Annotated in this window: 21 protein-coding genes; 10 read left to right on the top strand and 11 right to left on the bottom strand. The window is 72.5% G+C overall.

Going from position 1 to position 26,679, the window contains the following annotated elements:
* The first annotated feature begins 72 nt into the window (after positions 1 to 72).
* Positions 73 to 1,143 (top strand): RNA ligase (ATP), encoded by a 1,071-nt coding sequence (locus ABZ621_RS21095; protein ID WP_360606668.1) that lies wholly within the window; start codon positions 73 to 75, stop codon positions 1,141 to 1,143.
* Between the two features lie 12 nt (positions 1,144 to 1,155).
* Here ABZ621_RS21095 and ABZ621_RS21090 read toward each other — a convergent pair whose 3' ends face one another.
* A complete protein-coding gene (locus ABZ621_RS21090) occupies positions 1,156 to 2,022 on the bottom strand; it encodes an acyl-CoA thioesterase II (protein ID WP_360606666.1) in 867 nt (288 codons plus the stop codon).
* A 12-nt stretch (positions 2,023 to 2,034) separates the two neighbouring features.
* Entirely contained in the window at positions 2,035 to 4,548 is a 2,514-nt protein-coding gene (locus ABZ621_RS21085; RefSeq protein WP_360606664.1) for a DUF3516 domain-containing protein, read from the bottom strand.
* Between the two features lie 132 nt (positions 4,549 to 4,680).
* On the opposite strand from ABZ621_RS21085, the gene ABZ621_RS21080 reads away from it, so the two are divergent.
* Positions 4,681 to 5,472, top strand: a complete 792-nt coding sequence (locus ABZ621_RS21080) for a metal-dependent hydrolase (RefSeq protein ID WP_360606662.1) — start codon at positions 4,681 to 4,683, stop codon at positions 5,470 to 5,472.
* A 67-nt stretch (positions 5,473 to 5,539) separates the two neighbouring features.
* Here the strand turns inward: ABZ621_RS21080 and ABZ621_RS21075 are convergent, their stop codons facing one another.
* Complete coding sequence (locus ABZ621_RS21075) at positions 5,540 to 6,193, bottom strand: TetR family transcriptional regulator (RefSeq protein WP_360606660.1); 654 nt, start codon at positions 6,191 to 6,193, stop codon at positions 5,540 to 5,542.
* 89 nt (positions 6,194 to 6,282) lie between these two features.
* Here ABZ621_RS21075 and ABZ621_RS21070 point away from each other — a divergent pair, with 89 nt between their 5' ends.
* Positions 6,283 to 7,212 carry a zinc-binding dehydrogenase gene (locus ABZ621_RS21070; protein WP_360606658.1) on the top strand — a complete coding sequence of 310 codons (930 nt, stop codon included), beginning with the start codon at positions 6,283 to 6,285 and terminating at the stop codon, positions 7,210 to 7,212.
* A gap of 17 nt (positions 7,213 to 7,229) precedes the next feature.
* On the opposite strand, the gene ABZ621_RS21065 is transcribed toward ABZ621_RS21070, so the two are convergent.
* From ABZ621_RS21065 to ABZ621_RS21045, 5 genes are all read right to left on the bottom strand, one after another.
* Positions 7,230 to 9,011: an ABC transporter ATP-binding protein gene (locus ABZ621_RS21065; RefSeq protein WP_360606656.1), complete on the bottom strand. Its 1,782-nt coding sequence runs from the start codon at positions 9,009 to 9,011 to the stop codon at positions 7,230 to 7,232.
* Positions 9,008 to 10,867 (bottom strand): ABC transporter ATP-binding protein, encoded by a 1,860-nt coding sequence (locus ABZ621_RS21060; RefSeq protein ID WP_360606654.1) that lies wholly within the window; start codon positions 10,865 to 10,867, stop codon positions 9,008 to 9,010. The genes ABZ621_RS21065 and ABZ621_RS21060 overlap by 4 nt, the downstream gene beginning before the upstream one ends.
* Positions 10,868 to 11,007: 140 nt before the next feature.
* On the bottom strand, positions 11,008 to 12,435 hold the full coding sequence (locus ABZ621_RS21055; protein WP_360606652.1) for a Gfo/Idh/MocA family oxidoreductase: 1,428 nt from the start codon (positions 12,433 to 12,435) through the stop codon (positions 11,008 to 11,010).
* A gap of 232 nt (positions 12,436 to 12,667) precedes the next feature.
* On the bottom strand, positions 12,668 to 15,592 hold the full coding sequence (locus ABZ621_RS21050) for an FAD-binding and (Fe-S)-binding domain-containing protein (RefSeq protein ID WP_360606650.1): 2,925 nt from the start codon (positions 15,590 to 15,592) through the stop codon (positions 12,668 to 12,670).
* Positions 15,593 to 15,626: 34 nt separating this feature from the next.
* Positions 15,627 to 16,088 (bottom strand): MarR family transcriptional regulator, encoded by a 462-nt coding sequence (locus ABZ621_RS21045; RefSeq protein WP_360606648.1) that lies wholly within the window; start codon positions 16,086 to 16,088, stop codon positions 15,627 to 15,629.
* A 126-nt stretch (positions 16,089 to 16,214) separates the two neighbouring features.
* On the opposite strand from ABZ621_RS21045, the gene ABZ621_RS21040 reads away from it, so the two are divergent.
* The 3 genes from ABZ621_RS21040 (at position 16,215) to ABZ621_RS21030 (ending at position 19,603) form a co-directional block, all read left to right on the top strand.
* On the top strand, positions 16,215 to 18,050 hold the full coding sequence (locus tag ABZ621_RS21040) for an ABC transporter ATP-binding protein (protein WP_360606646.1): 1,836 nt from the start codon (positions 16,215 to 16,217) through the stop codon (positions 18,048 to 18,050).
* A 289-nt stretch (positions 18,051 to 18,339) separates the two neighbouring features.
* The gene (mltG, locus tag ABZ621_RS21035; RefSeq protein ID WP_360606644.1) at positions 18,340 to 19,251 is read left to right on the top strand and encodes an endolytic transglycosylase MltG; all 912 of its coding nucleotides are present in this window, start codon (positions 18,340 to 18,342) and stop codon (positions 19,249 to 19,251) included.
* Positions 19,252 to 19,324: 73 nt separating this feature from the next.
* The gene (locus ABZ621_RS21030) at positions 19,325 to 19,603 is read left to right on the top strand and encodes a hypothetical protein (protein WP_360606642.1); all 279 of its coding nucleotides are present in this window, start codon (positions 19,325 to 19,327) and stop codon (positions 19,601 to 19,603) included.
* On the opposite strand, the gene ABZ621_RS21025 is transcribed toward ABZ621_RS21030, so the two are convergent.
* Complete coding sequence (locus tag ABZ621_RS21025; protein ID WP_360606640.1) at positions 19,593 to 20,684, bottom strand: NAD(P)-binding domain-containing protein; 1,092 nt, start codon at positions 20,682 to 20,684, stop codon at positions 19,593 to 19,595. The two genes, ABZ621_RS21030 and ABZ621_RS21025, sit on opposite strands and share 11 nt — an antisense overlap.
* Positions 20,685 to 20,783: 99 nt before the next feature.
* Here ABZ621_RS21025 and ABZ621_RS21020 point away from each other — a divergent pair, with 99 nt between their 5' ends.
* From ABZ621_RS21020 to ABZ621_RS21005, 4 genes are all read left to right on the top strand, one after another.
* A complete protein-coding gene (locus ABZ621_RS21020; protein ID WP_360606638.1) occupies positions 20,784 to 21,206 on the top strand; it encodes a secondary thiamine-phosphate synthase enzyme YjbQ in 423 nt (140 codons plus the stop codon).
* 387 nt (positions 21,207 to 21,593) lie between these two features.
* Positions 21,594 to 22,664, top strand: a complete 1,071-nt coding sequence (locus ABZ621_RS21015) for an RICIN domain-containing protein (RefSeq protein WP_360606636.1) — start codon at positions 21,594 to 21,596, stop codon at positions 22,662 to 22,664.
* A gap of 8 nt (positions 22,665 to 22,672) precedes the next feature.
* Positions 22,673 to 23,578 (top strand): ribosome-inactivating family protein, encoded by a 906-nt coding sequence (locus ABZ621_RS21010; protein ID WP_360606634.1) that lies wholly within the window; start codon positions 22,673 to 22,675, stop codon positions 23,576 to 23,578.
* 328 nt (positions 23,579 to 23,906) lie between these two features.
* Complete coding sequence (locus tag ABZ621_RS21005; RefSeq protein ID WP_360606632.1) at positions 23,907 to 24,083, top strand: hypothetical protein; 177 nt, start codon at positions 23,907 to 23,909, stop codon at positions 24,081 to 24,083.
* A gap of 978 nt (positions 24,084 to 25,061) precedes the next feature.
* Here ABZ621_RS21005 and ABZ621_RS21000 read toward each other — a convergent pair.
* Both ABZ621_RS21000 and ABZ621_RS20995 read right to left on the bottom strand, forming a co-directional pair.
* Positions 25,062 to 25,391, bottom strand: coding sequence for a hypothetical protein (locus ABZ621_RS21000; RefSeq protein WP_360606630.1), 330 nt, complete (start codon positions 25,389 to 25,391; stop codon positions 25,062 to 25,064).
* Positions 25,392 to 25,455: 64 nt separating this feature from the next.
* A partial coding sequence (locus ABZ621_RS20995) for a tachylectin-related carbohydrate-binding protein (protein ID WP_360606628.1) occupies positions 25,456 to 26,679 on the bottom strand: 1,224 nt, incomplete at its 5' end.

The following is a 26,679-nucleotide window of genomic DNA, read 5'->3' as shown; positions in this document are numbered from 1 at the left end:
TTTCACGGTCCGTCAGGGTGGGCCGCGATGAGACCGAAACCCGAGCCAGCCGAGCGACCGGAGTCCTGAACCATGTCCACCCTGCGCGTCACCGCCGAAGTCCTCACCGTCCATCCCCACCCCAACGCCGACGCCCTCGAACTGGCCCAGGTCGGCCTCTACCGCGCCGTCGTCGCCAAGGGCGCCTACCGGACCGGCGACACCGCCGTCTACATCCCGGAGCAGGCCGTGCTGCCCGCCGCGCTCGTCGACGAGCTGGGGCTGACCGGACGGCTCGCCGGGAAGGCCTCGGACCGGGTGAAGGCGGTACGGCTGCGCGGGGAGCTGTCGCAGGGGATCGTCTGCCGGCCGGGCGCGCTCGCCGGGGTCGACCTGGACCGGGCCGCCGCCGACGGCACCGACTTCGCGGAGGCGCTCGGGATCACCAAGTGGGTGCCGCCGGTCCCGCCGACCATGAGCGGCGACGTGGAGGCGGCGCCCGAGCTGCTGCCGTGGGTCGACATCGAGAACCTGCACCGCTATCCCGGCATCTTCGAGCCCGGCGAGGCGGTCGTCCTCACCGAGAAGATCCACGGCACGGCCTGTCTGCTCACGCACGTCGTGGGGGAGGGCCGGGCGTACGTGTCCTCCAAGGGCTTCGGCGCCAAGGGGCTCGCCCTCCAGGAGGACCCGCGCAACCTGTACTGGCGGGCCGTCCACGCGCACGGCCTGCCCGCCGTCGCCGAGCGGCTCGCCGCCCGCCTCGGGGCGACCCGGGTCGGCTTCTTCGGGGAGGTGTACGGCTCCGGCGTCCAGGACCTGGCGTACGGCGCCGACGCCCGCCGCGAGGCGATCGGCTACGCGCTGTTCGACGTCTCCGCCGAGATCGACGGCCAGGTCCGCTGGCTCGACCCGGCCGAGGTCCTGGAGCCGGGCGAGGTCCCGCTCGTCCCGCGCCTGTACGAGGGTCCGTACGACCTGGACACCGTCCTCGCCCACGCGAGCGGCACCGAGACGGTCTCCGGGCGCGCCGCCCACCTGCGGGAGGGCGTCGTCGTCCGGCCGGCCGTGGAGCGGTACAGCCCGGTCACGGGCGGCCGGGCCGTCGCCAAGGCGGTCAGCCCGGCCTACCTGACCCGCAAGGGCGGCACCGAGTACGAGTGACCCGGCCCGGGGTCAGCCCAGGGCGCGGAACAGGCCCTCCTGGACCACCGAGACGAGCATCCGGCCCTCCCGGTCGTAGATCCGGCCCCGGGCCAGTCCCCGGCCGCCGGTCGCGACCGGGGACTCCTGCTCGTACAGGAACCACTCGTCGGCCCGGAACGGACGGTGGAACCACATCGCGTGGTCCAGGGACGCCATGTCGAAGCCTCGCGGGCCCCAGAGCGGTTCGACCGGGATCCGCACGGCGTCGAGCAGGGTCATGTCGGAGGCGTACGTCACCGCGCAGGTGTGCACCAGCGGGTCGTCGCCCAGCGGGCCGACCGCCCGCATCCACACGGCGCTGCGCGGATCCGCGCCCTTGACCTCGTCCTTCGTCCAGCGCAGCCGGTCGACGTACCGGATGTCGAAGGGCATCCGCCGCGCCATCCGCTCCATCGACTCCGGCAGCCCTCCGAGGTGGTCGCGGACCTCGTCCGCGAGCCTCGGCAGGCTCTCCGGGTCCACCAGGTGCCGGGGCGGCAGCTGGTGCTCGAAACCCGCCTCCTCCGGCAGGTGGAAGGAGGCCGTCAGGTTGAAGATCGTCCGCCCCTCCTGGACCGCCGTGACGCGCCGGGTGGTGAACGAGCGGCCGTCCCTGACCCGCTCCACCTGGTAGACGATCGGCACGCCCGGGCGGCCCGGCCGCAGGAAGTAGGCGTGCAGCGAGTGCACCGGCCGGTCCGCGTCCACGGTCCGCCCGGCCGCCACCAGGGCCTGCCCGGCGACCTGCCCGCCGAAGACCCGCTGCAGCGACTCCTGCGGGCTGCGGCCGCGGAAGATGTTCACCTCGATCTGCTCCAGGTCGAGCAGGTCCACGAGCCTCTCGGCGGGATTCGTCACCACTGAACTCCTCTACAGCTGTCCGACCGACGTCACGCGGACGACCGCCCGGCCCTCCTCGTCGGAGGCCGCCAGGTCCACCTCCGCGCCGATGCCCCAGTCATGGTCGCCGTTCGGGTCGGCGAAGGTCTGGCGGACGCGCCACAGGCCGTGCGCCGCGTCCTCCTCGATGGCGAGCAGCTTCGGGCCGCGCGCGTCCGGTCCGGTGCCCAGGTCGTCGTACTCGTCCCAGTAGGCGTCCATCGCCTCGCCCCACGCGTCCGCGTCCCAGCCGGATTCGGCGTCCATCTCGCCCAGCTCGCCGACCTTGTCGAGCGCCGCCAGCTCCACCCGGCGGAACATCGCGTTGCGCACCAGGACGCGGAAGGCGCGGGCGTTCGCCGTGACCGGCTTGACCTGGTCGGCCTTCTCCTGCGCCTCCTCGGCGGTCTGGACCTCCGGGTTGGCGAGCTGCTCCCACTCGTCGAGAAGCGAGGAGTCCACCTGGCGCACCATCTCGCCCAGCCAGGCGATGAGGTCCTCCAGGTCGTCCGTCTTCAGGTCGTCGGGGATGGTGTGGTCGAGAGCCTTGTACGCGCTCGCCAGGTAGCGCAGCACGATGCCCTCGGTGCGCGCCAGCTCGTAGTGGGAGGTGAACTCCGTGAAGGTCATGGCCCGTTCGTACATGTCACGGATGACGGACTTCGGGGACACCGGGTGGTCGCCGACCCACGGGTGCGACTTCCGGTAGACGTTGTACGCGTGCCAGAGCAGCTCTTCCAGCGGCTTCGGGTACGAGATGTCCTGGAGCCGCTCCATCCGCTCCTCGTACTCGACGCCGTCCGCCTTCATCTGTCCGACGGCCTCGCCGCGCGCCTTGTTCTGCATGGCGGCGAGGATCTGGCGCGGGTCGTCGAGCGTCGACTCGACGACCGAGACCATGTCGAGGGCGTACGACGGCGACTCGGGGTCGAGCAGGTCGAAGGCGGCGAGGGCGAAGGTCGACAGCGGCTGGTTCAGCGCGAAGTCCTGCTGGAGGTCGACGGTGAGCCGGATGTGGCGGCCCTCGGCGTCCGGGGTGTCGAGCTGCTCCACGACCCCGCCGTCGAGCAGCGAGCGGTAGATCGCGATGGCCCGGCGGATGTGCCGCAGCTGGTTGCGGCGCGGCTCGTGGTTGTCCTCCAGGAGCTTGCGCATCGCCTCGAAGGCGTTACCGGGGCGGGCGATCACCGAGAGCAGCATGATGTTGGTGACCTTGAAGCGGGAGGTCAGCGGCTCCGGCTCGGCGGTCTGCAGCTTCTCGAAGGTGGTGTCGCTCCAGGCGACGAAGCCCTCGGGGGCCTTCTTGCGGACCACCTTGCGGCGCTTCTTCGGGTCGTCGCCCGCCTTCGACAGCGCCTTCTCGTTCTCGATGACGTGCTCGGGGGCCTGCGCCACCACGAAGCCGGCGGTGTCGAAGCCGGCCCGGCCGGCCCGGCCGGCGATCTGGTGGAACTCGCGGGCGCGCAGGGTGCGCACGCGGTTGCCGTCGTACTTGGTGAGGGCGGTGAAGAGCACCGTGCGGATCGGCACGTTCACGCCGACGCCGAGGGTGTCCGTCCCGCAGATCACCTTGAGCAGACCGGCCTGCGCCAGCTTCTCCACGAGCCGCCGGTACTTCGGCAGCATGCCGGCGTGGTGCACGCCGATGCCGTGGCGGACGTACCGGGAGAGGTTCTGGCCGAACTTGGTGGTGAAGCGGAAGTTGCCGATCAGCTCGGCGATCTTGTCCTTCTCCTCGCGCGTGCACATGTTGATGCTCATCAGCGACTGCGCCCGCTCGACGGCCTGCGCCTGCGTGAAGTGCACGATGTAGACGGGCGCCTGCTTGGTCTCCAGGAGCTCGGTCAGCGTGTCGGTGATGGGCGTGAGCCGGTACTCGTACGAGAGCGGCACCGGCCGGGTCGCCGAGCGGACCACCGAGGTCGGCCGGCCCGTGCGCCGGGTCAGGTCCTTCTCGAACATCGACACGTCGCCGAGCGTCGCCGACATCAGCACGAACTGCGCCTGGGGGAGTTCGAGCAGGGGGATCTGCCAGGCCCAGCCGCGGTCCGCCTCGGCGTAGAAGTGGAACTCGTCCATGACGACCTGGCCGATGTCGGCGTCCTTGCCGTCGCGCAGCGCGATCGAGGCGAGCACCTCGGCCGTGCAGCAGATGACGGGCGCGTCCGCGTTCACGGACGCGTCGCCGGTCAGCATGCCGACGTTCTCGGTGCCGAAGATCTTGCACAGGTCGAAGAACTTCTCCGACACCAGCGCCTTGATCGGCGCCGTGTAGAAGGTGACCTGGTCGTTGGCGAGCGCGGTGAAGTGGGCGCCCGCCGCCACCAGCGACTTCCCGGACCCGGTGGGGGTCGACAGGATGACGTTCGCCCCCGAGACCACCTCGATCAGCGCCTCCTCCTGCGCCGGGTAGAGCGAGATGCCGCGCTCCTCGGCCCAGGCGGAGAAGGCCTCGAAGAGGGCATCGGGGTCGGCGGTCGGCGGCAGCTGATCGATAAGGGTCACGCTCCCATCTTGCCTGCATTCCGCTCGGATGAGGGAACCGGCTGCCGGACGCGAAGATCACGCCCGATAGGCTGATCCGTCGACCGGCCGTCAACTCGGCGCCGGCAGGGGAGAAACGGGGCGACACCGACCATGATGGGACCGGCGCACTCGCTGTCCGGCGCGGCGGCCTGGCTGGGCGTGGGAGCCGCCGCGGCCGCCTTCGACCACCCGATGCCGTGGCCGGTGCTGCTCGTCGGCGCGCTGCTGTGCGCGGGCGCGGCCCTCGCCCCCGACCTGGACCACAAGTCGGCGACCATCTCGCGCGCCTTCGGCCCCGTGTCCCGGGGGCTGTGCGAGATCGTCGACAAGCTGTCGTACGCCGTCTACAAGGCGACCCGCAGCCCCCAGGACCCGCGCCGCTCGGGCGGCCACCGCACCCTCACCCACACCTGGCTGTGGGCGGTCCTTATCGGCGGCGGCTGCTCGGTGGCGGCCGTCACCGGCGGGCGCTGGGCGGTCCTCGCGATCCTCTTCGTCCACCTCGTGCTCGCGGTCGAGGGCCTGCTGTGGCGGGCCGCCCGGATGTCCAGCGACGTCCTGGTGTGGCTGCTCGGCGCGACCAGCGCCTGGATCCTCGCGGGCGTCCTCGACCAGCCGGGCAACGGCTCGGACTGGCTCTTCACCGGCGCGGGCCAGGAGTACCTGTGGCTGGGCCTGCCGATCGTCCTGGGCGCCCTCGTCCACGACGTCGGCGACGCGCTCACCGTCTCCGGCTGCCCGATCCTGTGGCCGATCCCGATCGGCCGCAAGCGCTGGTACCCGATCGGCCCTCCGAAGGGCATGCGCTTCCGCGCCGGCAGCTGGGTCGAGCTGAAGGTCCTCATGCCGGCCTTCATGGTCCTCGGCGGCGTCGGCGGAGCCTCGGCGCTCGGATTCTTCTAGCCGTACGCGTACGGGGAGGGGCCGCACCGGAGGGATCCGGTGCGGCCCCTCCCCGTATCCGTACGGCTCAGGGGCGCGGGGTGGCCGTCGCGGTGACCGCGTGCGGCAGCTCCGCCGCGACCGCGCGCAGGCGGCGCGTCAGGTCCTCGGCGGTGTGGCCGGCCGGCTGCGCCACCCAGGCCTCCAGCGCCTGGTGGAACGCGGAGACGAGCATGTCGAGCGCCAGCCGGGCGCGGAGGGCGCCGGGACCGTCGAGGGCGTAGCGGCGGTCGAGCACGAGCAGCGCGGCGCGGGTGGTGCGGTCGCAGAACGCGAGGCCGTGGGCGTCCATCGACGGCGTGTGCGCGGCGAGCCGGCGGCTCGCCAGGGCGCGCTCGGGCCAGCCGTCGGCGGGCATCCGGGCGATCGCCCCGGCGAGCCGGTCCGCGAGCACGGCGAGGAGCGGCCGTGCCCCCGGGCCGTCCTCCGGAGCGGTGTCCAGGACGTCGAGGAACGCGGTCCACAGGTCCTGGGTGGGAGCCATGGCCACGTCCTCCTTGCTGTCGAAGTAGCGGAAGAAGGTCCGCTTCGACACCTCGGCCGCGTCGCAGAGCCCGTCGAGCGTCACGCCGTCGAAGCCGTGCGCGCCGAAGCGTTCGAGCGCGGTGGTGACCAGGGTCTGCCGGGTGCGCAGCTTCTTGCGTTCCCGCAGCGGGAGCGAGAGAGGGATCTCGGCCGTCATCGGGCCCACTGTAGTGGAGCGGCGAACGCCCCCTATAGGCTTATGCCACTCAGTGGCATTTTCATGCTCCCGTCCGATGGAGGACACCCATGCGCGCGCTGCTCGTCGACCCCTCGGCCCCCGGCGGCCTCCGCCTCGGCACCGCCCCCGACCCCGCCCCCGCACCCCACCAGGCACTCGTCCGCACCACCGCGACCTCCCTCAACGCGGGCGAGATCGCCTTCGCGCTCGACGCCGCGCCCCCGGGCACGGTCCTCGGCTGGGACGGCGCCGGAGTGGTGGAACGGGCCGCCGCCGACGGCACGGGACCGGCCGCCGGGACACCCGTCGTGACCCTCATGGGGGACGGGGCCTGGGCCGAACTGAGGGCCGTCGACACCGCCCTGATCGGAACCGCGCCCGCCGGCGCCGACCCCGCCGCCCTGGCCACGGTCCCCGTCGCCGCCACCAGCGCCCTGCGCGCCCTCCACCGGCTCGGCCCCCTCCTCGAACGGGACGTCCTCGTCACCGGGGCCACCGGCGGCGTCGGCCGGTACGCCGTCCAGCTCGCCCGCGCCGCCGGCGCGCACGTCGTCGCCTGCACGGGCGACCCGGCCGCCCACGGCGACCTGCTGCGCCGCCTCGGCGCGCACGAGGTGGTCGCCGCCCCGAAGGAGGCCGCACGGCCGGTGGACGGCGTGCTCGACCTGGTCGGCGGCGCCCGGCTCGTCGAGGCGTACGGGACGCTCCGCGAGGGCGGCACGCTCGTCGCCGTCGGTCACGCCGCGGGGCGCGGCGAGGACTTCCCCTTCGGGGCGCTCTTCGGCGACCAGGGACGCCACGACCGCTCCCTCGTCACCTTCTTCCTGCTCGGCTGCACCGGACTCGACCGCGACCTGGGCCGGCTCGCCCACCGCGTCGCGGCCGGCGAGCTCGACCCCGGCATCGCCTGGCGCGGCGACTGGAACGCCGCCGCGGACGCCGTCGCCGCCCTGCGCGCCGGGGACCTCCACGGCAAGGCGGTCCTCACCTTCTCCTGACCCCCGCGAGGCCCGGCCTAGCCGTGCCAGGACCGCCACAGCGCCGCGTACGCGCCGTCCGCCGCGACCAGGTCGTGGTGGTGGCCCAGCTCGCTGATCCGGCCGTCCTCGACCACCGCGATCAGATCGGCGTCGTGCGCGGTGTGCAGGCGGTGGGCGATCGCCACCACCGTCCGCCCGTCCAGGACCCGCCCGAGGGAGCGCTCCAGATGACGGGCCGCGCGCGGGTCGAGCAGCGAGGTCGCCTCGTCCAGGACCAGCGTGTGCGGATCGGCGAGGACCAGCCGGGCCAGCGCGATCTGCTGGGCCTGCGCCGGGGTCAGCGCCCGGCCGCCCGAACCGACCTCGGTGTCCAGGCCCGCGTCGAGCGCCCGCGCCCAGCCCTCCGCGTCCACCGCCGCGAGCGCCGACCACAGCTCCGGGTCCCCGGCCTCCGGGCGGGCGAGCAGCAGGTTGTCGCGGAGCGTGCCCACGAAGACGTGGTGCTCCTGATTGACCAGCGCCACGTGCTCGCGGACCCGCTCGGCCGGCATCCGGGCCAGCTCGGCCCCGCCGAGCGTGACCTCCCCGGCGCGCGGGCCGTAGATGCCCGCGAGGAGCCGGCCCAGCGTCGACTTGCCCGCCCCCGAGGGGCCGACCAGTGCGAGCCGGGTGCCCGGCGCCACCGCCAGGGACACCCCGTGCAGCACGTCCACGCCCTCGCGGTACCCGAAGCGCACGTCGGCCGCCTCGACCACCCGCCCCTCGGGCCGCACCGACGCGTCGCCGGGCTCCGGCTCGATGTCCCGCACGCCCACGAGGCGGGCCAGCGACACCTGCGCCACCTGCAGCTCGTCGTACCAGCGCAGCACGATCCCGATCGGGTCCACCAGCATCTGGGCGAGGAGCGCGCCCGTCGTCAGCTGCCCGACGTCCATCCAGCCACGGAAGACGCAGTAGCCGCCGACGGCGAGGACCCCGCACAGCACCAGCGTGTGCGTGAGGTTGACCACCGGGAACAGGACCGCCCGCAGGTAGAGCGTGTACCGCTCCCATCGGGTCCACTCGTGGACCCGCCGGTCCGAGAGCGCGACCCGGCGCGCGCCGAGCCGGTGCGCCTCGACCGTGCGGCCCGCGTCGACCGTCTCGGCGAGCGCGGCCGCCACCGCCGCGTACCCCGCCGCCTCCGAACGGTACGCGGACGGCGCCCGCTTGAAGTACCAGCGGCAGCCGGTGATCAGCAGTGGCGCGGCGATCACCACGGCCAGCGCGAGCGGCGGCGCGGTGAACGCGAGCCCGCCGATCAGCAGCCCCGCCCAGACCACGCCGATGACGAGCTGCGGCACGGCCTCGCGCATCGCGTTGGCCAGCCGGTCCACGTCGGTGGTGATCCGGGAGAGCAGATCGCCGGTGCCCGCCCGCTCCAGGACGCCCGGCGGCAGCCCGACCGCGCGGACCAGGAAGTCCTCCCGGAGGTCGGCGAGCATCTCCTCGCCGAGCATCGCCCCGCGCAGCCGGACCAGGCGCACGAAGAACGCCTGCACGGCGAGCGCGACGGCGAACAGCGCGACCGCGGGCCCCAGATGGAGCTCCCGGGCGCCCTCGGCGAGCCGGTCCACCACCTGGCCGAGCACGTACGGCCCCACCATGGAGGCGGTCACGGCCACCGCGTTCACGCCCACGAGCACCGTGAACGCCGTGCGGTGCCGGCGCAGCAGCCCGCGGACATAGGCCCGCACGGTCGCGGCGGCGGCGACCGGCAGGGTGGTGGCGGTCGTCGGGGCCGCCGGGTCGTACGCGGGCGGCGCCAGGCCGATCATGCCGTCTCCCCTTCCAGGGCTTCGCGTCCGGCCGCGGTCGTCGCGGCGAGCGCGGAATCCGTCTCGTCGTCCGTCGTGTCGTGCGTCGTGTCGTCCGTCTTGTCGTGCGTCTCGTCGTCCGTCTCCCGGGTGACGACCGCCCGGTAGCGCGGCTCGCCTGCGAGCAGTTCGCGGTGGGTGCCGTGGGCGACGGCCCGGCCCTCGTGGACCAGGACCACCCGGTCCGCCAGGTCCAGGAGCAGGGGCGAGGAGGACAGCACCACGGTGGTGCCGCCCGCGCGCAGCTTGCGCACGCCGGCCGCGACCCGCGCCTCGGTGTGCGAGTCGACCGCCGAGGTCGGCTCGTCCAGGACGAGCACCTCCGGGTCGGTCACCAGCGAGCGGGCCAGTGCGAGACGCTGCCGCTGGCCACCGGAGAGCGAGCGGCCCCGCTCGGTGATCCGGGTCCGCATCGGGTCGCCGTCGGCGTCCACCGAGGCCTGCGCGAGCGCGTCGAGGACGTCCCGGCACTGGGCCGCGGCGAGCGCCTCCTCCGGCCGGACCGCGCCGGACGACGGCACGTCGAGCAGCTCGTGGAGGGTGCCCGACAGCAGCACCGGCTCCTTGTCCTGGACCAGGACGGCCGTCCGGGCCGCGTCCAGCGACAGTTCGTCGAGCGGCACCCCGCCGAGCCGCACGGAGACGTGGTCGTCGCCCGGTTCGGCCGGATGCCCGCCGAGCCGCTCCGCGAGCCGCCCGCCCGCGTCCGGGTCCCCGCACACCACGGCCGTGAACTGCCCGGCGGGCGCGATGAGTCCGCTCACCGGGTCGTAGACGTCACCGGCCGCCCGCCGGTCCCGGGAGTCCCCGGCCGGTTCGGTCGCCCGGGCGAGCGCGAGCACCCGCGCGGCGCGCTTCGCGGAGGGCCGGGAGAAGGCGTACGCCATCGCGATCTCCTCCACGTTCCGCAGCGGATGGTGGGTGAGCGCCACCGCGCCGTAGACGGTGACCAGCGCGCCGACCGTGATCCGGCCGTCGAGCGCGAGCCCCGCCCCGTACGCCACCACGGCGATGAGCAGCAGTCCCGGAAGGAGCACCTGGACGGCGGCGATCAGCGCCCACATCCGGGCGCTGCGCACGGCAGCGCGGCGGACCTCCTGCGAGGCGGCCCGGTAGCGGCCGAGGAACAGCTCCTCGCCGCCGATGCCGCGCAGCACCCGCAGTCCGGCGACCGTGTCGGAGGCGAGTTCGGTGGCCTTGCCGGCCTTCTCGCGCTGCTCGTCCGCCCGCCGGGTGGCGCGCGGCAGCAGCGGCAGCGCGGCGAGGGCGAGCGCCGGGACGCCCACCGCGACGACGAGGCCGAGGGCCGGCTCGTAGACGATCAGCCCGACGCAGACGGCGAGGAGGGTGAGGACGGCGGCGGCGAACCGGGAGAACGCCTCGACGAACCAGCCGATCTTCTCGACGTCACTCGTCGATACCGAGACGACTTCGCCGGCCGCGACCCGCCGGGTCAGCAGCGAGCCGAGTTCGGCGGTCCTGCGGGCGAGGAGCTGCTGGACCCGCGCGGCGGCGGTGATCCAGTTGGTGACGGCGGTGCGGTGCAGCATGGTGTCGCCCAGGGCGATCCCGGCGCCGAGCGCCGCGACCACCCCGCAGCCGACCGCGAGCCGTCCGCCGTCGCCGTCGACGACGGCCTGCACGGCGATGCCGACACCGACCGGCAGCCCGGCGATCGACAGCTGGAGCAGCAGTCCCCACAGCAGGGACCGCACCTGCCCGCCGAGCTGCATGCGCCCCAGCCAGATCAGGAAGCGGGTGCCCGAACGGACGTCGGGCACCCCCGGGTCGGCGTAGGGAAGGTCTTGGATCTGCATGGCGTCCCACGGTCTCCGGGGGTGGCTGGGGGCGGGCCGCCGGTGTGGACGGCGCCGCCGGGGAAACCGTTCCAGCCTGGCCCCCTCCGCCGGAGCGGGGCAATCGATTTTCCCGCCCGGCGGCCACGCGGCCCGGCGGCTCAGGCGGGCCGGGGCGAGTCCATCCCCGAGCGGGCCTTGCGCCATTCGCCGCGCGTGAAGTCGGGGATCTGCTGCGGTGCGCCGTTCGCCCGGACGGAGGCGTGGCTCAGCGGCACCGGGGCCGTCCACGTCGCGGCGTCGTACACGTCGAAATCGGGCACGAGCCCCAGCCGCATGCACTGCATCAGCCGGAAGACCATGATGTAGTCCATGCCGCCGTGCCCGCCCGGCGGGTTGGCGTGCTCCTTCCACAGCCAGTGGTCGAACTCGTCGGCGTAGGCGGAGAAGTCGGCCCAGCGGTCGTCCGTGTGGTCCGGCTCGATGTAGATCCGGGCCGGGTAGTCCTCGAAGACGCCCTTCGTGCCGCCCAGGCTGTTGATCCTGCTGTACGGATGCGGGGTGGACACGTCGTGTTCGAGCCGGATGACCCGGCCCTTGGCGGTCCGCACCACGCTGATGGTCCGGTCGGCCCCGATGTACGACTCCTTCCAGCTCGGGTCGCCGGCCGGCATGTGGGCGGCGCGGTACTCGGCGAGCCCCAGCGCCGGGGTGCCGAAGCTGCTGATGCTGACCACGCGGTCGCCCCGGTTGACGTCCATGTAGTTGGCGACCGGGCCGAAGCCGTGGTTGGGGTAGAGGTCGCCGCGCAGCCGGGTGTGCCACAGGCGCCGCCACGGCCCCTCGTAGTACGTCGGCGAGAACATCAGGCCGCGCAGGTCGTGGTTGTACGCCCCGGCGCCGTGCAGCAGCTGCCCGAACTTCCCGGCGTGCGCCATCCGCAGGACCCGCAGCTCGTTCCGTCCGTAGCAGCAGTTCTCCAGCTGCATGCAGTGGCGCCGGGTCCGCTCGGAGAGGTCCACCAGCTCCCACAGCTCCTGGAGCTCCATGGCGACGGGACACTCGACGCCGACGTGCTTGCCGTTCAGCATCGCCGCCTTGGCCATCGGGAAGTGCAGCTCCCAGGGCGTGGCCACGTAGACGAAGTCGAGGTCGGCGCGGGCGCACAGCTTCTCGTAGTCGTTCTCGCCGTGGGTGTAGACGGCGGGGGTGGGCTGCCCGGCGGCGGTGACCTTGGCGGCGGCCCGTTCGGCCTTGGCACGCACCGGGTCGCAGACGGCGACCACCCGGACGCCCGGGACGACGAGGAAGTTGTCGATCATGCTGCTGCCGCGGTTGCCCAGGCCGATGATGCCGACCCGGACGGTGGAGCGGCCCTCGAAGGGGACTCCGGCCATGGTGGCGCCCTGGCGGGCCGGCGCGGCGGCGGTCTCGGGCGCGGCGGCCGTGTCGGGGGCGGTGTCCGACGGTGAGGCGGCGTGGGCGGTGCCGGCGGCGAAGGCACCGAGGCCGAGGCTCGCGCCGGCGGCTCCCGCGGTGGTCCTGAGGACGGATCGGCGGCTCGGGTCGTGGGGTGACTGCTCGTTCATGGAACCTCCAGAGGTCGTCCGGGCGGTTGGTTCATGAATCCCGCTCAGGACCCTGGCCCCTGTGACCCCTGACGCGCAAGGAGGCCTGTTTGGACTCCTGTGGCGGGCAGTTGGACTTTGCTGTTCCGGATCCGCCGGTGGTGCGCCGCGTCGGATGCCGGTGGTCCGGCATGGGAAGGACCCCTCGCCGGCAGGGGCGAGGGGTCCTGTTCTCGTCGGTGACCGCGCGGTCTCAGGGGCGGGTAGCCTCCTCCAGGGCGAGCAGCGCCGAGCGGTATCGGCGCCCGGTGGCCCGGTCCATGCCGATCTCGCACATGCGGTTGGCCGAGAGGTGGGCGTCGAAGGGGCGAGCGGTGACCTCCGCGGCCTCCCGGGCCGTCGCCGAGGCCGTCAGCTCCGGATGGAGCATGCCCCGGTCGCCGGCGAAGGCGCAGCAGCCCGCGTCGACCGGCACGACGACCTCCTCGGCGCAGAACTCCGCGAGGGCGGTGAGCCGGTCGGCGTCCCCGAGGTGTGCCATGGAGCAGGTGGGGTGGACGACCGCGGAGCCCACGGTCCGGCGGGCCTCCAGGCGGGGGAGGAGCTCCTCGGCGGCCCACACCAGGGAGTCCACCACGGTCAGTTCGGCGTGCAGGGCGCGGTTGTCCTCGGTGAGGTACGGGACGACCTCGTGGGCGATGCCGAGGGTGCAGGAGGAGGCGTCCACGACCAGCGGGAGCCGGCCGCCGGCGGTCCAGCCCCAGGCGGCTTCGACGATCCGGTTGGCCATCACCTCGTTGCCCCGCTCGTACCCCTTGGAGTGCCAGATCGTGGCGCAGCAGGTGCCGGCCACGTCGTCGGGGATCCACACGGGCTTCCCGGCCCGGGCCGAGACGGCGACGACGGCCTCGGGGAGGGAGGGGCCGGGGACGCCGTCCGGATTGCCGAAGATGCGGTTGACGCAGGCCGGGTAGTAGACGGCGACGGCGGCCGGGCGGTGGGTGCGGGGCAGCCGGCGGGGCGCCGCGCCGGGGATCTCCGGCAGCCACTCCGGTACGAGGTCGGGCCGGACGGCCTTGCGGGCGAGGCCGGTCACCCGCTCCAGGAGGCCGTCGCCGATCCGGTCGGCGGCGCCCACCGCGAGCCGCGCGGAGGCCTCCACGGCCCGGAAGCGCCGGGCGGCGAGGGCGGCGATCCGCTCCTCGCGCGGGGAGTGCCGCTCGCGGCGGAACTCCTTCATCAGCGCGCCGGTGTCGATGCCGACCGGGCAGGCCAGCTTGCAGGTGGAGTCGCCGGCGCAGGTGTCGACGGCGTCGTAGCCGTACGCCTCCAGGAGCCGTTGCTCGACGGGGGAGCCGTCGGCCTGCCGCAGCATCTCCCGGCGCAGCACGATCCGCTGGCGCGGCGTGGTCGTCAGGTCGTGGCTGGGGCACGTCGGTTCGCAGAAGCCGCACTCGATGCACGGGTCGGCGATCCGCTCCACGGACGGGATGGTCTTCAGGCCGCGCAGATGGGCCTGCGGGTCGCGGTCGAGGACGATCCGGGGGGCGAGGACGCCGTCGGGGTCGATGAGTTCCTTGGTCCGCCACATCAGCTCGGTCGCCTTCGGGCCCCACTCCAGCTCCAGGAAGGGGGCGATGTTCCGGCCGGTGGCGTGCTCGGCCTTCAGCGAGCCGTCGAACCGCTCGACGGTGAGCTTGCAGAAGTCGTCCATGAAGGAGGCGTACCGCTCGACGTCCGCGGGGTCCGCGGCGTCGAAGGCGAGCAGGAAGTGGAGGTTGCCGTGGGCGGCGTGACCGGCGACGGCGGCGTCGAAGCCGTGCCGGGCCTGAAGGTCGAGCAGCTCGGCGCAGGCCTCGGCGAGCCGGGCCGGGGGCACCGCGAAGTCCTCGGTGATCAGGGTCGTACCGGAGGGACGGGAGCCGCCGACGGCCGTCACGAAGGCCTTCCGGGCCTTCCAGTAGCGGCCGATCGTGCCCGCGTCCCGGGTGAAGGCGTTGACGGCGGAGGCCACCGGGGCGACCAGGTCGAGCCCGGCCAGGACCTCGCCCGCCGCCTCCTCGTACGCGCCGAGCGCCGCCTCGTCCGGCGCCCGGAACTCGACGAGCAGCGCCGTGGTGTCCTTCGGTAGCTCCGCCCAGTCGGCGGGGACGCCGGGCACGCTCACCGAGGCCCGCAGGGTGTTGCCGTCCATCAGCTCGACGGCGAGCGCCCCGGCCTCGTTGAAGCGCGGCACGGCCGCCGCGGCGGCGGGCAGGGAGGGGAAGAAGAGCAGGGCGGTGGAGACCAGCCGGTCGAGCGGCAGGGTGTCGAAGACGACCTCGGAGAGGAAACCGAAGGTGCCCTCCGAACCGACCATCAGGCCGCGCAGGATCTCCACCGGCGTGGTGCCGTCCAGGAAGGCGTCGAGGCGGTAGCCGTTGGTGTTCTTGATCTGGTACTTGGCGCGGATCCGGTCCGTCAGCTCCGCGTCGGCCTCGATCTCGGCCTTCAGGGCGAGCAGTCCCGCGCACAGCCGGGGCTCGGCCCGGGCCAGCGCCTCGTCGGCGGCCGGGTCGGCCGTGTCGACGATCGTGCCGCCCGGCAGCACGAAGGTGAGCGAGGCGACCGTCCGGTAGGAGTTCCGGGTGGTGCCGGCGGTCATCCCGGAGGCGTTGTTGGCGACGACCCCGCCGATCGTGCAGGCGACCGCGCTCGCCGGGTCGGGGCCGAGGACCCTGCCGTACGGCGCGAGGGCCGCGTTGGCGCGGACGACGGTGGTGCCGGGGCGGATCCGGGCGCGGGCGCCGCCGTCCAGGACCTCCACGCCGACCCAGTGGCGGCGGACGTCGACGAGGATGTCCTCGCCCTGCGCCTGCCCGTTGAGACTGGTCCCGGCGGCCCGGAAGACCACCTCGCGGCCCTTGCCGTGCGCGTAGGACAGCACGGCCGAGACGTCGTCGACGTCCTCGGCGACCACGACCACCTGCGGCAGGAACCGGTACGGGCTGGCGTCGGAGGCGTACCGCACCAGGTCGGAGACGCCGGACAGGACCTTCTCGGGGCCGAGGAGCGCCGCCAGCTCCTCCCGCAGCCGCCGCGGTGTGCCCCGCGCCTGGAGGTCCGGGACCCGGTCGGGAGCCGGGGTCCGCTTCCGGCCCGGGCTGAGGGCCTGCGGGTTCGGTTCCAGCAGCGGCATGGCACGGCTCCCCTCGGCGCGGGCGCCTGCGGCGTCAGCAGCCGCTCTCCGGGACGGGCCCGGCCAGGGCGGTCAGCAGACCTCCGAGCACCTCGCGCTGTTCGACGGTCAATGGAGCCAGGATGTCCTCTGCGGCCGCCCGGCGCGCGCTGCGCAGCTCCCGCAGCGTGGCGCGCCCCTCGTCGGTGAGCTCGATCCGGATCACCCGGCGGTTGCTCGGATCGGGCACCCGGCGCACCCGCCCGGCCGCCTCCAGACCGTCGACGAGGCTGGTCACGGCGCGGGGGACCACTTCGAGGCGGGCGGCGAGGTCGGCCATCCGCGGCGGGGCGTCCCCGTAGTGCGCGACCGTGCGCAGCAGCCGGGACTGCGCCGGGGTGATGCCGACCGGCTCCAGATGGCGCTTCTGGATGCGGTGCAGCCTGCGGGTGAGCCGGAGCAGCTGCTCGGCGAGGAGCCCGTCGGGGTCGGGGGCGCTCGGGACGGGGGTGTTCATGGGGGAACACTATCAGGACCTGGTTCATTGTGAGTATAGGTAAGAGTGAGCTATAGTCCGAACCGTACCCTCATGTCTTGAACCCTGAGGTCTCGAAGCTCGTGTCTCGAACCCACGAAGGAGCCCATGCGCCCCCACGACGAGTCCACCTGGACGCCACCGCCGCGCGATCCCGCGCAGCCGAAGGAGCCCGCCCAGCTGCGGCGCATCCTCGGCCTCTTCCGTCCCTACCGTGCCCGCCTCGCGCTCGTCGGCCTCCTGGTCGCCGCCGCCTCGCTGGTCTCGGTCGCCTCACCGTTCCTCCTCAAGGAGATCCTCGACACCGCGATCCCCCAGGGGCGCACCGGGCTGCTCAGCCTGCTCGTCCTCGGCATGATCGTCACCGCCGTGCTCACCGGCGTCTTCGGCGTGCTCCAGACCCTGATCTCCACCACGGTGGGCCAGCGCGTCATGCACGACCTGCGCACCGCCGTCTACGGCCGGCTCCAGCGGATGCCGCTGGCCTTCTTCACCCGGACCAGGACCGGCGAGGTCCAGTCCCGGATCGCCAACGACATCGGCGGCATGCAGGCCACCGTGACCTCCACGGCCACCTCCCTGGTCTCCAACCTCACCGCCGTGGTCGCCACGGTCGTCGCCATGCTCGCGCTCGACTGGCGGCTCACCCTCTTCTCCCTGCTCCTGCTCCCCGTCTTCGTCTGGATCAGCCGACGGGTCGGCGACGAGCGGAAGCGGATCACCACCCAGCGCCAGAAGCAGATGGCCGCCATGGCCGCGACCGTCACCGAGTCGCTCTCCGTCAGCGGCATCCTGCTGGGCCGCACCATGGGCCGTGCCGACTCGCTGACCGAGTCCTTCTCCCGGGAGTCCGAGCGCCTCGTCGACCTCGAAGTGCGCTCCTCCATGGCCGGGCGCTGGCGGATGTCCGTCATCGGCATCGTCATGGCCGCCATGCCCGCCCTGCTCTACTGGGCGGCGGGCTTCGCCGTGCAGGCGGGCGGCGCCGCGATATCGCTCGGCACCCTGGTCGCCTTCGTCTCGCTCCAGCAGGGCCTCTTCCGGCCCACCGTGAGCCTGCTCTCCACCGGCGTCCAGATCCAGACCTCGCTCGCGCTCTTCCAGCGCATCTTCGAGTACCTCGACCTCCCGGTGGACATCACCGAGCCCGAGGAGCCCGTCCGTCCCGACACCGTCCGGGGCGAGATCGGCTTCGAGGGGGTCCGCTTCCACTACGACCCCGAGGGCGAGGGCCGTCCCACCCTGGACGGCATCGACCTCACCGTGCCGGCCGGCGGCAGTCTCGCCGTCGTCGGCCCCACCGGCTCCGGCAAGTCCACCCTCAGCTACCTCGTGCCCCGGCTCTACGACGTCACCGAGGGCCGGGTCACCCTGGACGGCGTCGACGTCCGCGACCTCGGCTTCGACACCCTCGCCGGCGCGATCGGCGTCGTCTCCCAGGAGACGTACCTCTTCCACGCCTCCGTCGCCGACAACCTGCGCTTCGCCAAGCCCGACGCCACCGACGAGGAGATCGAGGCCGCCGCCCGCGCCGCCCAGATCCACGACCACATCGCCTCGCTGCCCGACGGGTACGACACCCTGGTCGGCGAGCGCGGCTACCGCTTCTCCGGCGGCGAGAAGCAGCGCCTGGCGATCGCCCGCACGATTCTGCGCGACCCGCCGGTGCTCATCCTCGACGAGGCGACCAGCGCCCTCGACACCCGTACCGAGCACGCGGTCCAGCAGGCCATCGACTCCCTCTCCGCGGGCCGCACCACGATCACCATCGCCCACCGCCTCTCCACCGTGCGCGACGCGGACCGGATCGTCGTCCTGGAGGCCGGCCGGATCGCGGAGAGCGGCACCCATGAGGAGCTGATGGCGAAGGACGGCAGATACGCCGCCCTGGTCCGCCGCGACGAACAGGCGAACGTGCGATCGGTTGTTCCCGCGAACGTGTGATCGTTCCGGGATTCGTTGCCCAACTCCCGGGCGCCGTCGGATGATTACGGTGCGCAAGCGACGGGCTGCAGACCGCGACTGCGCTGTCCCACGAAACACCTGTACGAGGAGAAGCACCACCATGAACGTCATCACCGATCTGCTCGCCGGCGTCTTCCACTTCCTGGGCTGGCTCGTCTGACGCACGCAGTTCCCGGCGCCGTCGGTCCCCCGTCCCAGGGGACCGGCGGCGCCGCCGTGTGTGCGCGGGCTCCCCGGAATCCCCGGGCCGCCGGGTTACGGTGCGCCCATGCCGTACCGGCCGTCCTCCCCGTACGCACCCCGCCGCCGCCCCCGGCTCACCCGCCGTTCCCGGCTCGCCGTCCGCCCCCGGCTCACCCGGCGCGGCCGGCTGGCCGTCCTCGCGGGGGCGCTCCTCGCGCTCGCCGTCGCGACCGCCGTCCCCCTCCTGCTGCTCCTCCCGCGCGACGAGCCCGCCACCCCGCGCGTGCCGCCCGCGCCGCCCACCCTGCTCGTCCCCGAGGGCTGGCGCTCGACCCAGGTGTACGAGGCCGTCGACCGCGCCCTCGCCCTCCCCGACGGCACCGCCCGCAAGGTCGCCACCGCCCCCGCGGCGGCCCTCGGACTCCCGCCCGAGGCGGCCGGAAACCCCGAGGGCTACCTCTTCCCCGCCACGTACCCGCTCCCCGAAGGCACCACCGCCGAGGGCCTGCTCCGCTACATGGTGGCCACCGCGGGGCGCCGCTTCGGCACCCGGGCGACCGCCGAGGCCGCCCGCGCCCAGGGCCTCACCGCCCACCAGGCGCTGATCGTCGCGAGCATCGCCCAGGCCGAGGCGGACACCCCCGACGACATGGCCAAGGTCGCCCGCGTCGTCCACAACCGCCTCGCCCGCGGCATGCCCCTCCAGATGGACTCGACCCTCAACTACGCCCTGGGCCGCAGCACGGTCGACACCACCGTCGAGGACACCCGCCACACCAGCCCCTACAACACCTACGCCCACCAGGGCCTCCCGCCCGCCCCCATCGGCAATCCCGGCGAGCAGGCCATGGCCGCCGCGCTCCGCCCGCCGGCCGGCGACTGGCTCTACTTCGTCACCGTCGCCCCCGGCGACACCCGGTTCACCGCCGACTACGCCGCCCACCAGGCGAACGTCGCCGAGTTCAACGAGCGGCGACGGCAGGAGGGCGGCACCTGACCAGGGGTTGAATCGCCCCGATATCGTCCGATTTCCATCGCATCGAGAGGGCGGCCGGCTCGTTGGGCAGCGCATGAAGCAGCTCAGACGACTCAGGCGGCGTCGCTGGATCTGGTCTCCCATCACCTCCTGGCAGGCGAGGCGGGTGGCCCGGGTCAGCGGGGTGGACTTCGACGACGCCTGGGTGGAGATCCGGCTGACCACCCATCCGGACGAGCGTCATTTCGCCCTCGCCCACGACGTCCTCACCCAGGTCCTCCTCAGCCGGAGCGCCGTCTTCCTGGAGGAGGGCCCCGGGTACGCGCCGGAGCGGGAGTGGCGGCTCCCGCGCGACGGCTCGCTCAGACCGTGACGGGTTCCCGCGCGGGCTCCGGCCCGCGCGCCAGCAGGCGGCGGATCTCGGCCACCGCGGCACGGCCGGCCCGGTTGGCGCCGATCGTCGAGGCCGAGGGGCCGTAACCGACGAGGTGGACGCGCTCGTCGAGGACGGCGCGGGTCCCCTCCAGCCGGATGCCCCCGCCCGGACCCCGCAGCCGCAGCGGTGCCAGATGGTCGATCGCCGGCCGGAAGCCGGTCGCCCACAGGATCACGTCCGCGTCGACCGTACGGCCGTCCGCCCAGACGGCCCCGGTCGGCGTGATCCGCTCGAACATGGGCTGCCGGTCGAGCACGCCGCTCGCCAGGCCGGCCCGGACGGCGTCGTTGAGCGGCAGCCCGGTCACCGACACCACGCTCCGCGGCGGCAGCCCCTGCCGCACCCGCTCCTCGACGAGGGCCACGGCGGCCCGCCCCTCGGCCTCGCCGAACGACCCCTCCCGGAAGACCGGCTCGCGCCGCGTCACCCAGGTCGTCGCGGCGGCGTACTCCGCGATCTCCAGCAGATGCTGCGTCGCCGAAGCGCCGCCCCCCACCACGATCACCCGCAGCCCGGCGAACGCCTCGGGGCCCGGATACCGCGCCGTGTGCAGCTGACGGCCGAGAAAAGTCTCCTGCCCGGGATACCGGGGCCAGAAGGGCCGGTCCCACGTCCCGGTGGCGTTGATCAGGGTCCGGGTCGCGTACGTCCCCTCCGAAGTCTCCACCCGCAGCAGTCCGCCCTCGCCCTCCCGGACGGCGGTCACCTGCACCGGCCGGTGCACCCGCAGCCCGAAGCGCCGCTCGTACGCGTCGAAGTACCCCGCGATCACCTCGGACGAGGGGCGGGAGGCATCGGCGCCGACCAGCTCCATCCCCGGCAGCGCGTGCATCCCGTGCACCTTCCCGTAGGTCAGCGACGGCCACCGGAACTGCCACGCCCCGCCCGCGCGCGGCGCGTGGTCGAGCACCACGAAGTCCCGCTCCGGCTCCAGCCCCGCCCTCCGCAGATGGAACGCGGCGGACAGCCCCGCCTGACCGGCCCCGACCACCACCACGTCCACCAAAGATTCGTTCACGTTTCTACTAACTGAAGCCGCCCCCAGGATCTTCCCCACCGCCACGCGCCCCCGTCCGCCGCCCGCGCGCCCCCGCCCCCCGGGCGGCAGGATGGCCCCATGTCCCACTCCTTCACCACCCGCGTCCTCAGCCTCAGCACCGGCACCCGGGAGACGGTCACCGACCTGACGCGCGCCTGCGAGGACTTCCTGACGGAGACGGCCACGGGCCGCGACGGCCTCCTCAACCTCTTCGTCCCCCACGCCACCGCAGGCCTCGCCGTCCTGGAGACCGGCGCCGGCAGCGACAGCGACCTCCTGTCCACCCTCCACCACCTGCTCCCCGCCGACGACCGCTGGCAGCACCGCCACGGCAGCCCCGGCCACGGCCGCGACCACGTCCTCCCCGCCTTCCTCCCGCCCCACGCCACCCTCCCCGTGATCGCGGGCCGCCTCAGCCTCGGCACCTGGCAGTCGGTCTGCCTGGTCGACACGAACAAGGACAACCCGCAGCGGCAGGTGCGGCTGTCGTTCCTGGGGTAGGCCTCCCGTGTTCAGGACAGTACGGCTGAGTCGACCAGGTCGTCCTCATCCCGACGCCGAACCGTTCGACGCTGCCTCAGCCGTGTGTGGCCTGTTGTCGAGCGCCCCGGCGGGCGGGCCGGGAGGCGGTCAGTAACGCCCTGGGCAATCACAGGAGTTGTGTCTCGCGCAACGGGACGGCGAGATCCCGCCGCGACGCGCCGGGAAGCCGCAAGGCTTGAGGTCTGCAACTGCCGATGCGGAACGCTGAACTCACCTGATCCAGTGGTCAGATGTGCGCCGTTCGCACGGCGAAGGCGGTCATGACCAGGCCGTTCCTCCTCGGGCGCGCTCGCGACTCGCACCCCTGCCTTCGAGCGGGACTCACGGATGATGGGGAACTCCACGATGAGAACGACCATCCGGCGCATAGCCACCGGCGCGGCCGTCGTCACGGCGGTCGCGGCGACCGTCGCCGTCGGCCTCGGGGCCTCGGCGGCGCAGAGCACGGGAGACGGCTCTGCGCAGAGCGCGGAGCAGGGCTCCGGAAAGGGCTCGGGGAAGGAGGCGGCGGCGGCCGGGCTTCCGAGGCCCGCCGTCGAGAACGCCGTCCTCTCCGAGGCCGATGTCTCGCAAGGCGGCTTATATCGGATCGTCTCCCAGCGGTACGAGGTCTTGGACCTCGACAACCTCGAGACCGAGGACGGCGCCAAGGTCCAGACCTGGGAGAAGAACGAGACGAGTGCCCAGATCTGGCGCTTCTGGGACGCTGGAGAAGGCAGCTACCTCGCCGAGACCACCGTGCCCGGCGGCGAGGGGAAAGTCCTCGACGGCGACATCACCAACGGCCTCGCCAACCTGTGGCAGATGCACGGGACCAACGGAGGCCCCAACCAGCACTGGCGCTTCGAGGCGGCCGGCAGCGGCTGGTTCCGGATCCACAACGGCGAGAAGGGCTGCCTGACCGCCGGCGCCAAGGCGGGCGACCAGGTCACCGTCAACAACTGCGGCAACGACTTCGCCCAGCTGTGGTGCCTGGAGTCCGCCGAGCCCAAGAGCGGTCCCACCACCGAGAAGGGGATCCGCGGCGAGACCGCCCGGGCCATCGAGACCGGCAGGCCTGCCGCCCCGGCCCGCGCCCTCGACAGCCCGCCGGTGAACACCGACTACCTGATCGTCGACGTGGCAAAGGCCCAGGCGACCGGCCGGACCGGCGTGAGCGTGCACTGGATCGGCCCCGACCACCGCAACCCGTACCAGGAATGGGACTGGATCGAGGTCCTTGACAGCGGCGGCTCCCGGGTGACCTGGGACTGGGTGTGCCCCAAGAAGTCCAACCACTGCGACGGTGCCGACGGGGCGACCTTCATCAACACCGGTGATCTGCCGAGCACCAAGGTGTACACGATCAAGTACTGGTCCAACGGCGGCGTGGTCAGCTACGGCACGCTCCGCGCCACCGCCGAATTCGTCTCGTGAGGACCGTGATGAGAAGCCTTCGTCTTCTGACGCGCGGCTTGGCCGGCGTCACCACCGTGGCCCTTGCGTCCACCCTGCTCTGCGCCAACCCCGTCTCGGCGGCTCCTGATCTGTCCGCTCCGGTGACCGCGTCGCCCACGCCCCCTGTGTCGACGGCGCCGCGGGCGGCGGGCGTCACGGCGTCCGACATCTCTCAGCCGGATGACTTCGCTCTCGCGGTCCAGCGGCTGGTCTACCGGATGCGGCACGACTTCGCCGAGCCGATGCCGGTCGGCCCGCGCGGGTTCACCCACCGGCTCCTCGGCCGGGGCAGCTCCGGAGCGGAGAACGGGGCCACGGTCCGGGTCGGTCATCTCGCCTACGAGGACCCCGGGGAGGTCGAGCTCGTCATCGACCCGGCCGACCTGTACGTCCGGGGGTTCTACCGGCGGTCGAGTAACAGGCTGTACCACTTCAGGGGCAGCGGGATTCCCGACTCGTTCATGCCCGGTGCGTTCCGGATCCAGCTCAACTTCCCGGAGAACTACACCAACCTGCCCGACATCACCGTCAGCCAGGAGAACATCACCGGGGCTGTCAACAACCTGATGTACAACACGGACATCAACACGGGCAGTCCGCTGCAGAGCGCGATCGAGCTCATGGCGGTCACGTTCGCCGAGACGGCCCGCAACCGGCGCGTGGGCCAGGAGGTCTACAACGCGCTGCGCCGGGGCGGCTCCTGGCAGGTCCAGGCCCACGCCAACGCCATCACCAGCTGGGACCACATGGGCGGCGACATCCGGGGTGCTCTGACCGACGGCGACTGGGGCACCACGCGCGGCAGCTACCTCCTCGACGGCCAGCACGGAGGGCAGTTCCGGGGCTACAGCGCCACGTTCCTCCTCGGGTTCGTCTCCCTGATCAAGCGATAGCGGCTCCCGGCGAGTCCGGACCCGGGTCCGGACTCGCCGAGAGCCGGGCTCGCCACCCCGCACGGCCCGCCCACCCGACCGACGCCGCCGGCGACAGGCTCCGGGTACCGACTGGGGCCGGGTCGAGGAGGGCCTGGGTGTTCGGCGCGGCGATCCGAGCACTTGAGCCCCGCTGGGGGAGGGGGTTCCTCACGCTCCGGCGAAACGGGAGAAGATGCGCGCCGCCGGCCGTCCCCAGAGCAAGCCCTCCTACGGCTTCCCGTGCCGGCGCACCGTGCCCGACGGCCGGGTCGAGCGTGCCGAGCCGCATCCAGACCACCTTGCGGTCATGTACCGCAAGCCGGCGGCCGGCCGGCTCTGGCTGTGGAACCGCGCCACGCACAACCCGCTGAAGGAGGCCCTCCTTCGGGAGAGAATCCCGGTGACGGGTGTGGAGCTACTGGAGGTCTGGGGTGTGGCCGCCGTACTGCCGCCGGTGGTGACTGCTCGGTCGTGCAGGCGCTGACCGCTCTGGTCACATCCCGAAGGCCGGCCGTGCTGAGCTCCCACGCCCCTCTGCGCGGCCGTGCCGCGCCCGGGCGCGGCACGAGATCCGTCCGGCGGAAGGAGGTTCGACGCGCAGCACGCCCCACCGGTACGGCCCGATCGAAGAGTTGTACCGCCGTCTGGACGTCGAGGACGGCGAAGCCGCCGCCTCCGTGATCCTGCGACGAGCACGGATCGACGCCGGGCAGGTGGGTCGGCTCGCCGAGATCTTCCCGGGCCGCGGCCTCGCAGTCGAGCTTGCCGCGACCACGTGGCCGAGATGCTGCGCGAGCTCGCCGCGCAGGCCGCGGTGATCCGCGTCTCGACGGACGGAGCGCCGGTGTACCTACCCGAAGGCCGCCGCCGCCCTCCGGCTCCTGGCCGCTCGGGGGCGGAAGGCCGGGGTGATCGCGGCGGTCACCTCGGCCGTCCGGGCCGGGCGAGGACGTAGCGGACCACCTGGCCGGCTTCGAGGCGGTCTTCGAGGACGCCCGCGACGAACCACCCTGACCACAGGCGCCGGACTGCCGGCGTACGTCGACACCCATGCACTACCAGGTATGGCCGAGAGGGCACATGTGCGGATGCTCATGGATGAACTGCCTTGTGCACGTCTTGCCGCAGCCTGACGTGGGGCAAGCGGAGCCGCAGTACTTGCGTTGCGGCGTCACGTCAGGGCCCGCTTGTTCCCAGACGTCGCCGTGGGCACATTGGTGGTCGCCGCTGTGCCCCGACGCGTAAACGCAGGGGGACGACATCTGCCGATCCTCACTGCACGCCGGGCATGGCCCGAGGCCGCAGGTTTGCTGCTCCGGAACACCGCCTGGCAGCAGCCCACCATCGTTGGGTTCAGTGTCTGACATCTGCGGTACCTCCTACTCCGGTCTTCACGTCGGCGCAGCAGGGGAGGTGACACGGTCACAGCTGGCCGCTCGGGGCGGCCTACTGGCGGCGAGGCTCAATTCACCTCGAATGTATTCTCCTGGTGATCTGCCGTGCCTGATCCCGGATTGATATAGATGAGCACTTTGTGTGAACCCTGGTCGAGTCGGCCGAGGCTGACGTAACCCACGGCTGTTTCTCCCGGATTGAGGGACTCCGAGCTCCATTCGACGACAAAATTCCCATCGAGTTCGACTCCGACCCGCGCGATCCCGCCGGCGTCTCCCACATTGGCGAGTTCGAAGCTGATTTGCGTTCCAGAGTCGTGGTGGGGAACCGTGTGGTTGTCGGGATTATCCTGGGGGTCGGGCATCACGCCGATGCCTCCCGGTGCCAGCTCGAACATTTCAGACAAGGTCCTTCTCCTCTCTTGGTGTGCCTTGTGGCGTGTCCAGACCGCGCCGAGCGGGTCAGTCAATGATGACTGTGCCGGGTGGCGCATTCCGCAGGTCCGGGCGCGGGCCTTGTTGCTGGTCGGTGGTGAAGATGTTGTTGGGTTCGTCGTCCCCGAAGAGATCATCTACCGCGTCGAAGACGCCTTCGACTATCTGGCCGGCGGCCTCGACGGCGTCCTCGCCCACACCGAGGATGTCGGTGACTGCCTTTTCCGTGGTCCTGAACGGGTCTCGAACGAGGTCGCTTACGGCGCCTGCGGCGAACGAGGTCACACCAGCCAACGGGTTTGGGCCACTGATCGTTATGAGCGGCAGCTTGATAGTGCTTGTGGGCCCCCACTGCAGACCCAGCTCTGCCTTGAGTCCGATCTCGCCTCCGACGCCGAAGGACTTGCCTCCGATCGTGACACCTACATGCCCACCGATCGAGCCCGCTGATACTCCGACTACGGCACCCCCTCCGTCCAGGCCAATCCCGACAGAGCCACGGGCGGCAGGCCCCTCCAGGTGTCCACCGCCCCCCGCCGCGGCACCCGGAACGTCAACTGAGGCCGACCCCTCTATCCTGGCCGTGACGAATTCTGCAGCGCCCTGAGCGGTGAGAGTTTTTCCGTCGATCGAGCCTCCGAGTTTTACCGTTCCGACTTGCACACGTCCTTGAGCCGTAGCCGTTACTTCGCCCGCGGTTACTCTCAGGGATCCGGACTCGTCGACGAAGCTGTGTTTATAGGAGAAGCTCTCTCCGATAAAATCCAGGGGACCGACTGGCAGCGGCTCATTGGCTCTGACCGGTACCTCCCCTTCGTAGGCTCTCAGGACTCCCGCCGCGTCGCAGACGACGCGTCGATAATGAATCACTCCGCCCGACTTCTGCGGCAGACGTATGCGGCCGAGTTTCCTGATCATGGCGTCGATCAGCACTGTCCGACCCGGGGAGCCGATTCTGTCGATCCGTCTTATCGCATTGACCGGCAGCACCAGCCGACCTGCATCGTCGCCGCTGAATACGGTGTTGTAGATGTTCCAGCCGCCGCCGATGTTGTTTCCGCCGGCTCCGGCGGTCCATCGGTTGGTGCCGTCTCTCCATCCGTCGTGGCGGTACCACTGCAGCAGGCCGTCGGGTGTGATGCCGTAGATCACGCCGTCGTCGCCGCTGAATACGGTGTTGTAGATGTTCCAGCCGCCGCCGATGTTGTTTCCGCCGGCTCCGGCGGTCCATCGGTTGGTGCCGTCTCTCCA

This window comes from Streptomyces sp. NPDC007863, from assembly GCF_040633895.1.
Taxonomy (GTDB): domain Bacteria; phylum Actinomycetota; class Actinomycetes; order Streptomycetales; family Streptomycetaceae; genus Streptomyces.
Note: the sequence above shows the minus strand (reverse complement) of the source record. Positions and strands in the feature narration are given on the sequence as shown.

Coding starts and splice junctions, on each gene's coding strand:
- ABZ621_RS21095 (WP_360606668.1), top strand. CDS start 73: ATGTCCACCCTGCGCGTCACCGCCGAAGTCCTCACCGTCCATCCCCAC.
- ABZ621_RS21080 (WP_360606662.1), top strand. CDS start 4,681: ATGATGGGACCGGCGCACTCGCTGTCCGGCGCGGCGGCCTGGCTGGGC.
- ABZ621_RS21075 (WP_360606660.1), bottom strand. CDS start 6,193: ATGACGGCCGAGATCCCTCTCTCGCTCCCGCTGCGGGAACGCAAGAAG.
- ABZ621_RS21070 (WP_360606658.1), top strand. CDS start 6,283: ATGCGCGCGCTGCTCGTCGACCCCTCGGCCCCCGGCGGCCTCCGCCTC.
- ABZ621_RS21065 (WP_360606656.1), bottom strand. CDS start 9,011: ATGATCGGCCTGGCGCCGCCCGCGTACGACCCGGCGGCCCCGACGACC.
- ABZ621_RS21060 (WP_360606654.1), bottom strand. CDS start 10,867: ATGCAGATCCAAGACCTTCCCTACGCCGACCCGGGGGTGCCCGACGTC.
- ABZ621_RS21055 (WP_360606652.1), bottom strand. CDS start 12,435: ATGAACGAGCAGTCACCCCACGACCCGAGCCGCCGATCCGTCCTCAGG.
- ABZ621_RS21050 (WP_360606650.1), bottom strand. CDS start 15,592: ATGCCGCTGCTGGAACCGAACCCGCAGGCCCTCAGCCCGGGCCGGAAG.
- ABZ621_RS21045 (WP_360606648.1), bottom strand. CDS start 16,088: ATGAACACCCCCGTCCCGAGCGCCCCCGACCCCGACGGGCTCCTCGCC.
- ABZ621_RS21040 (WP_360606646.1), top strand. CDS start 16,215: ATGCGCCCCCACGACGAGTCCACCTGGACGCCACCGCCGCGCGATCCC.
- mltG (WP_360606644.1), top strand. CDS start 18,340: ATGCCGTACCGGCCGTCCTCCCCGTACGCACCCCGCCGCCGCCCCCGG.
- ABZ621_RS21030 (WP_360606642.1), top strand. CDS start 19,325: ATGAAGCAGCTCAGACGACTCAGGCGGCGTCGCTGGATCTGGTCTCCC.
- ABZ621_RS21020 (WP_360606638.1), top strand. CDS start 20,784: ATGTCCCACTCCTTCACCACCCGCGTCCTCAGCCTCAGCACCGGCACC.
- ABZ621_RS21015 (WP_360606636.1), top strand. CDS start 21,594: ATGAGAACGACCATCCGGCGCATAGCCACCGGCGCGGCCGTCGTCACG.
- ABZ621_RS21010 (WP_360606634.1), top strand. CDS start 22,673: ATGAGAAGCCTTCGTCTTCTGACGCGCGGCTTGGCCGGCGTCACCACC.
- ABZ621_RS21005 (WP_360606632.1), top strand. CDS start 23,907: ATGTACCGCAAGCCGGCGGCCGGCCGGCTCTGGCTGTGGAACCGCGCC.
- ABZ621_RS21000 (WP_360606630.1), bottom strand. CDS start 25,391: ATGTTCGAGCTGGCACCGGGAGGCATCGGCGTGATGCCCGACCCCCAG.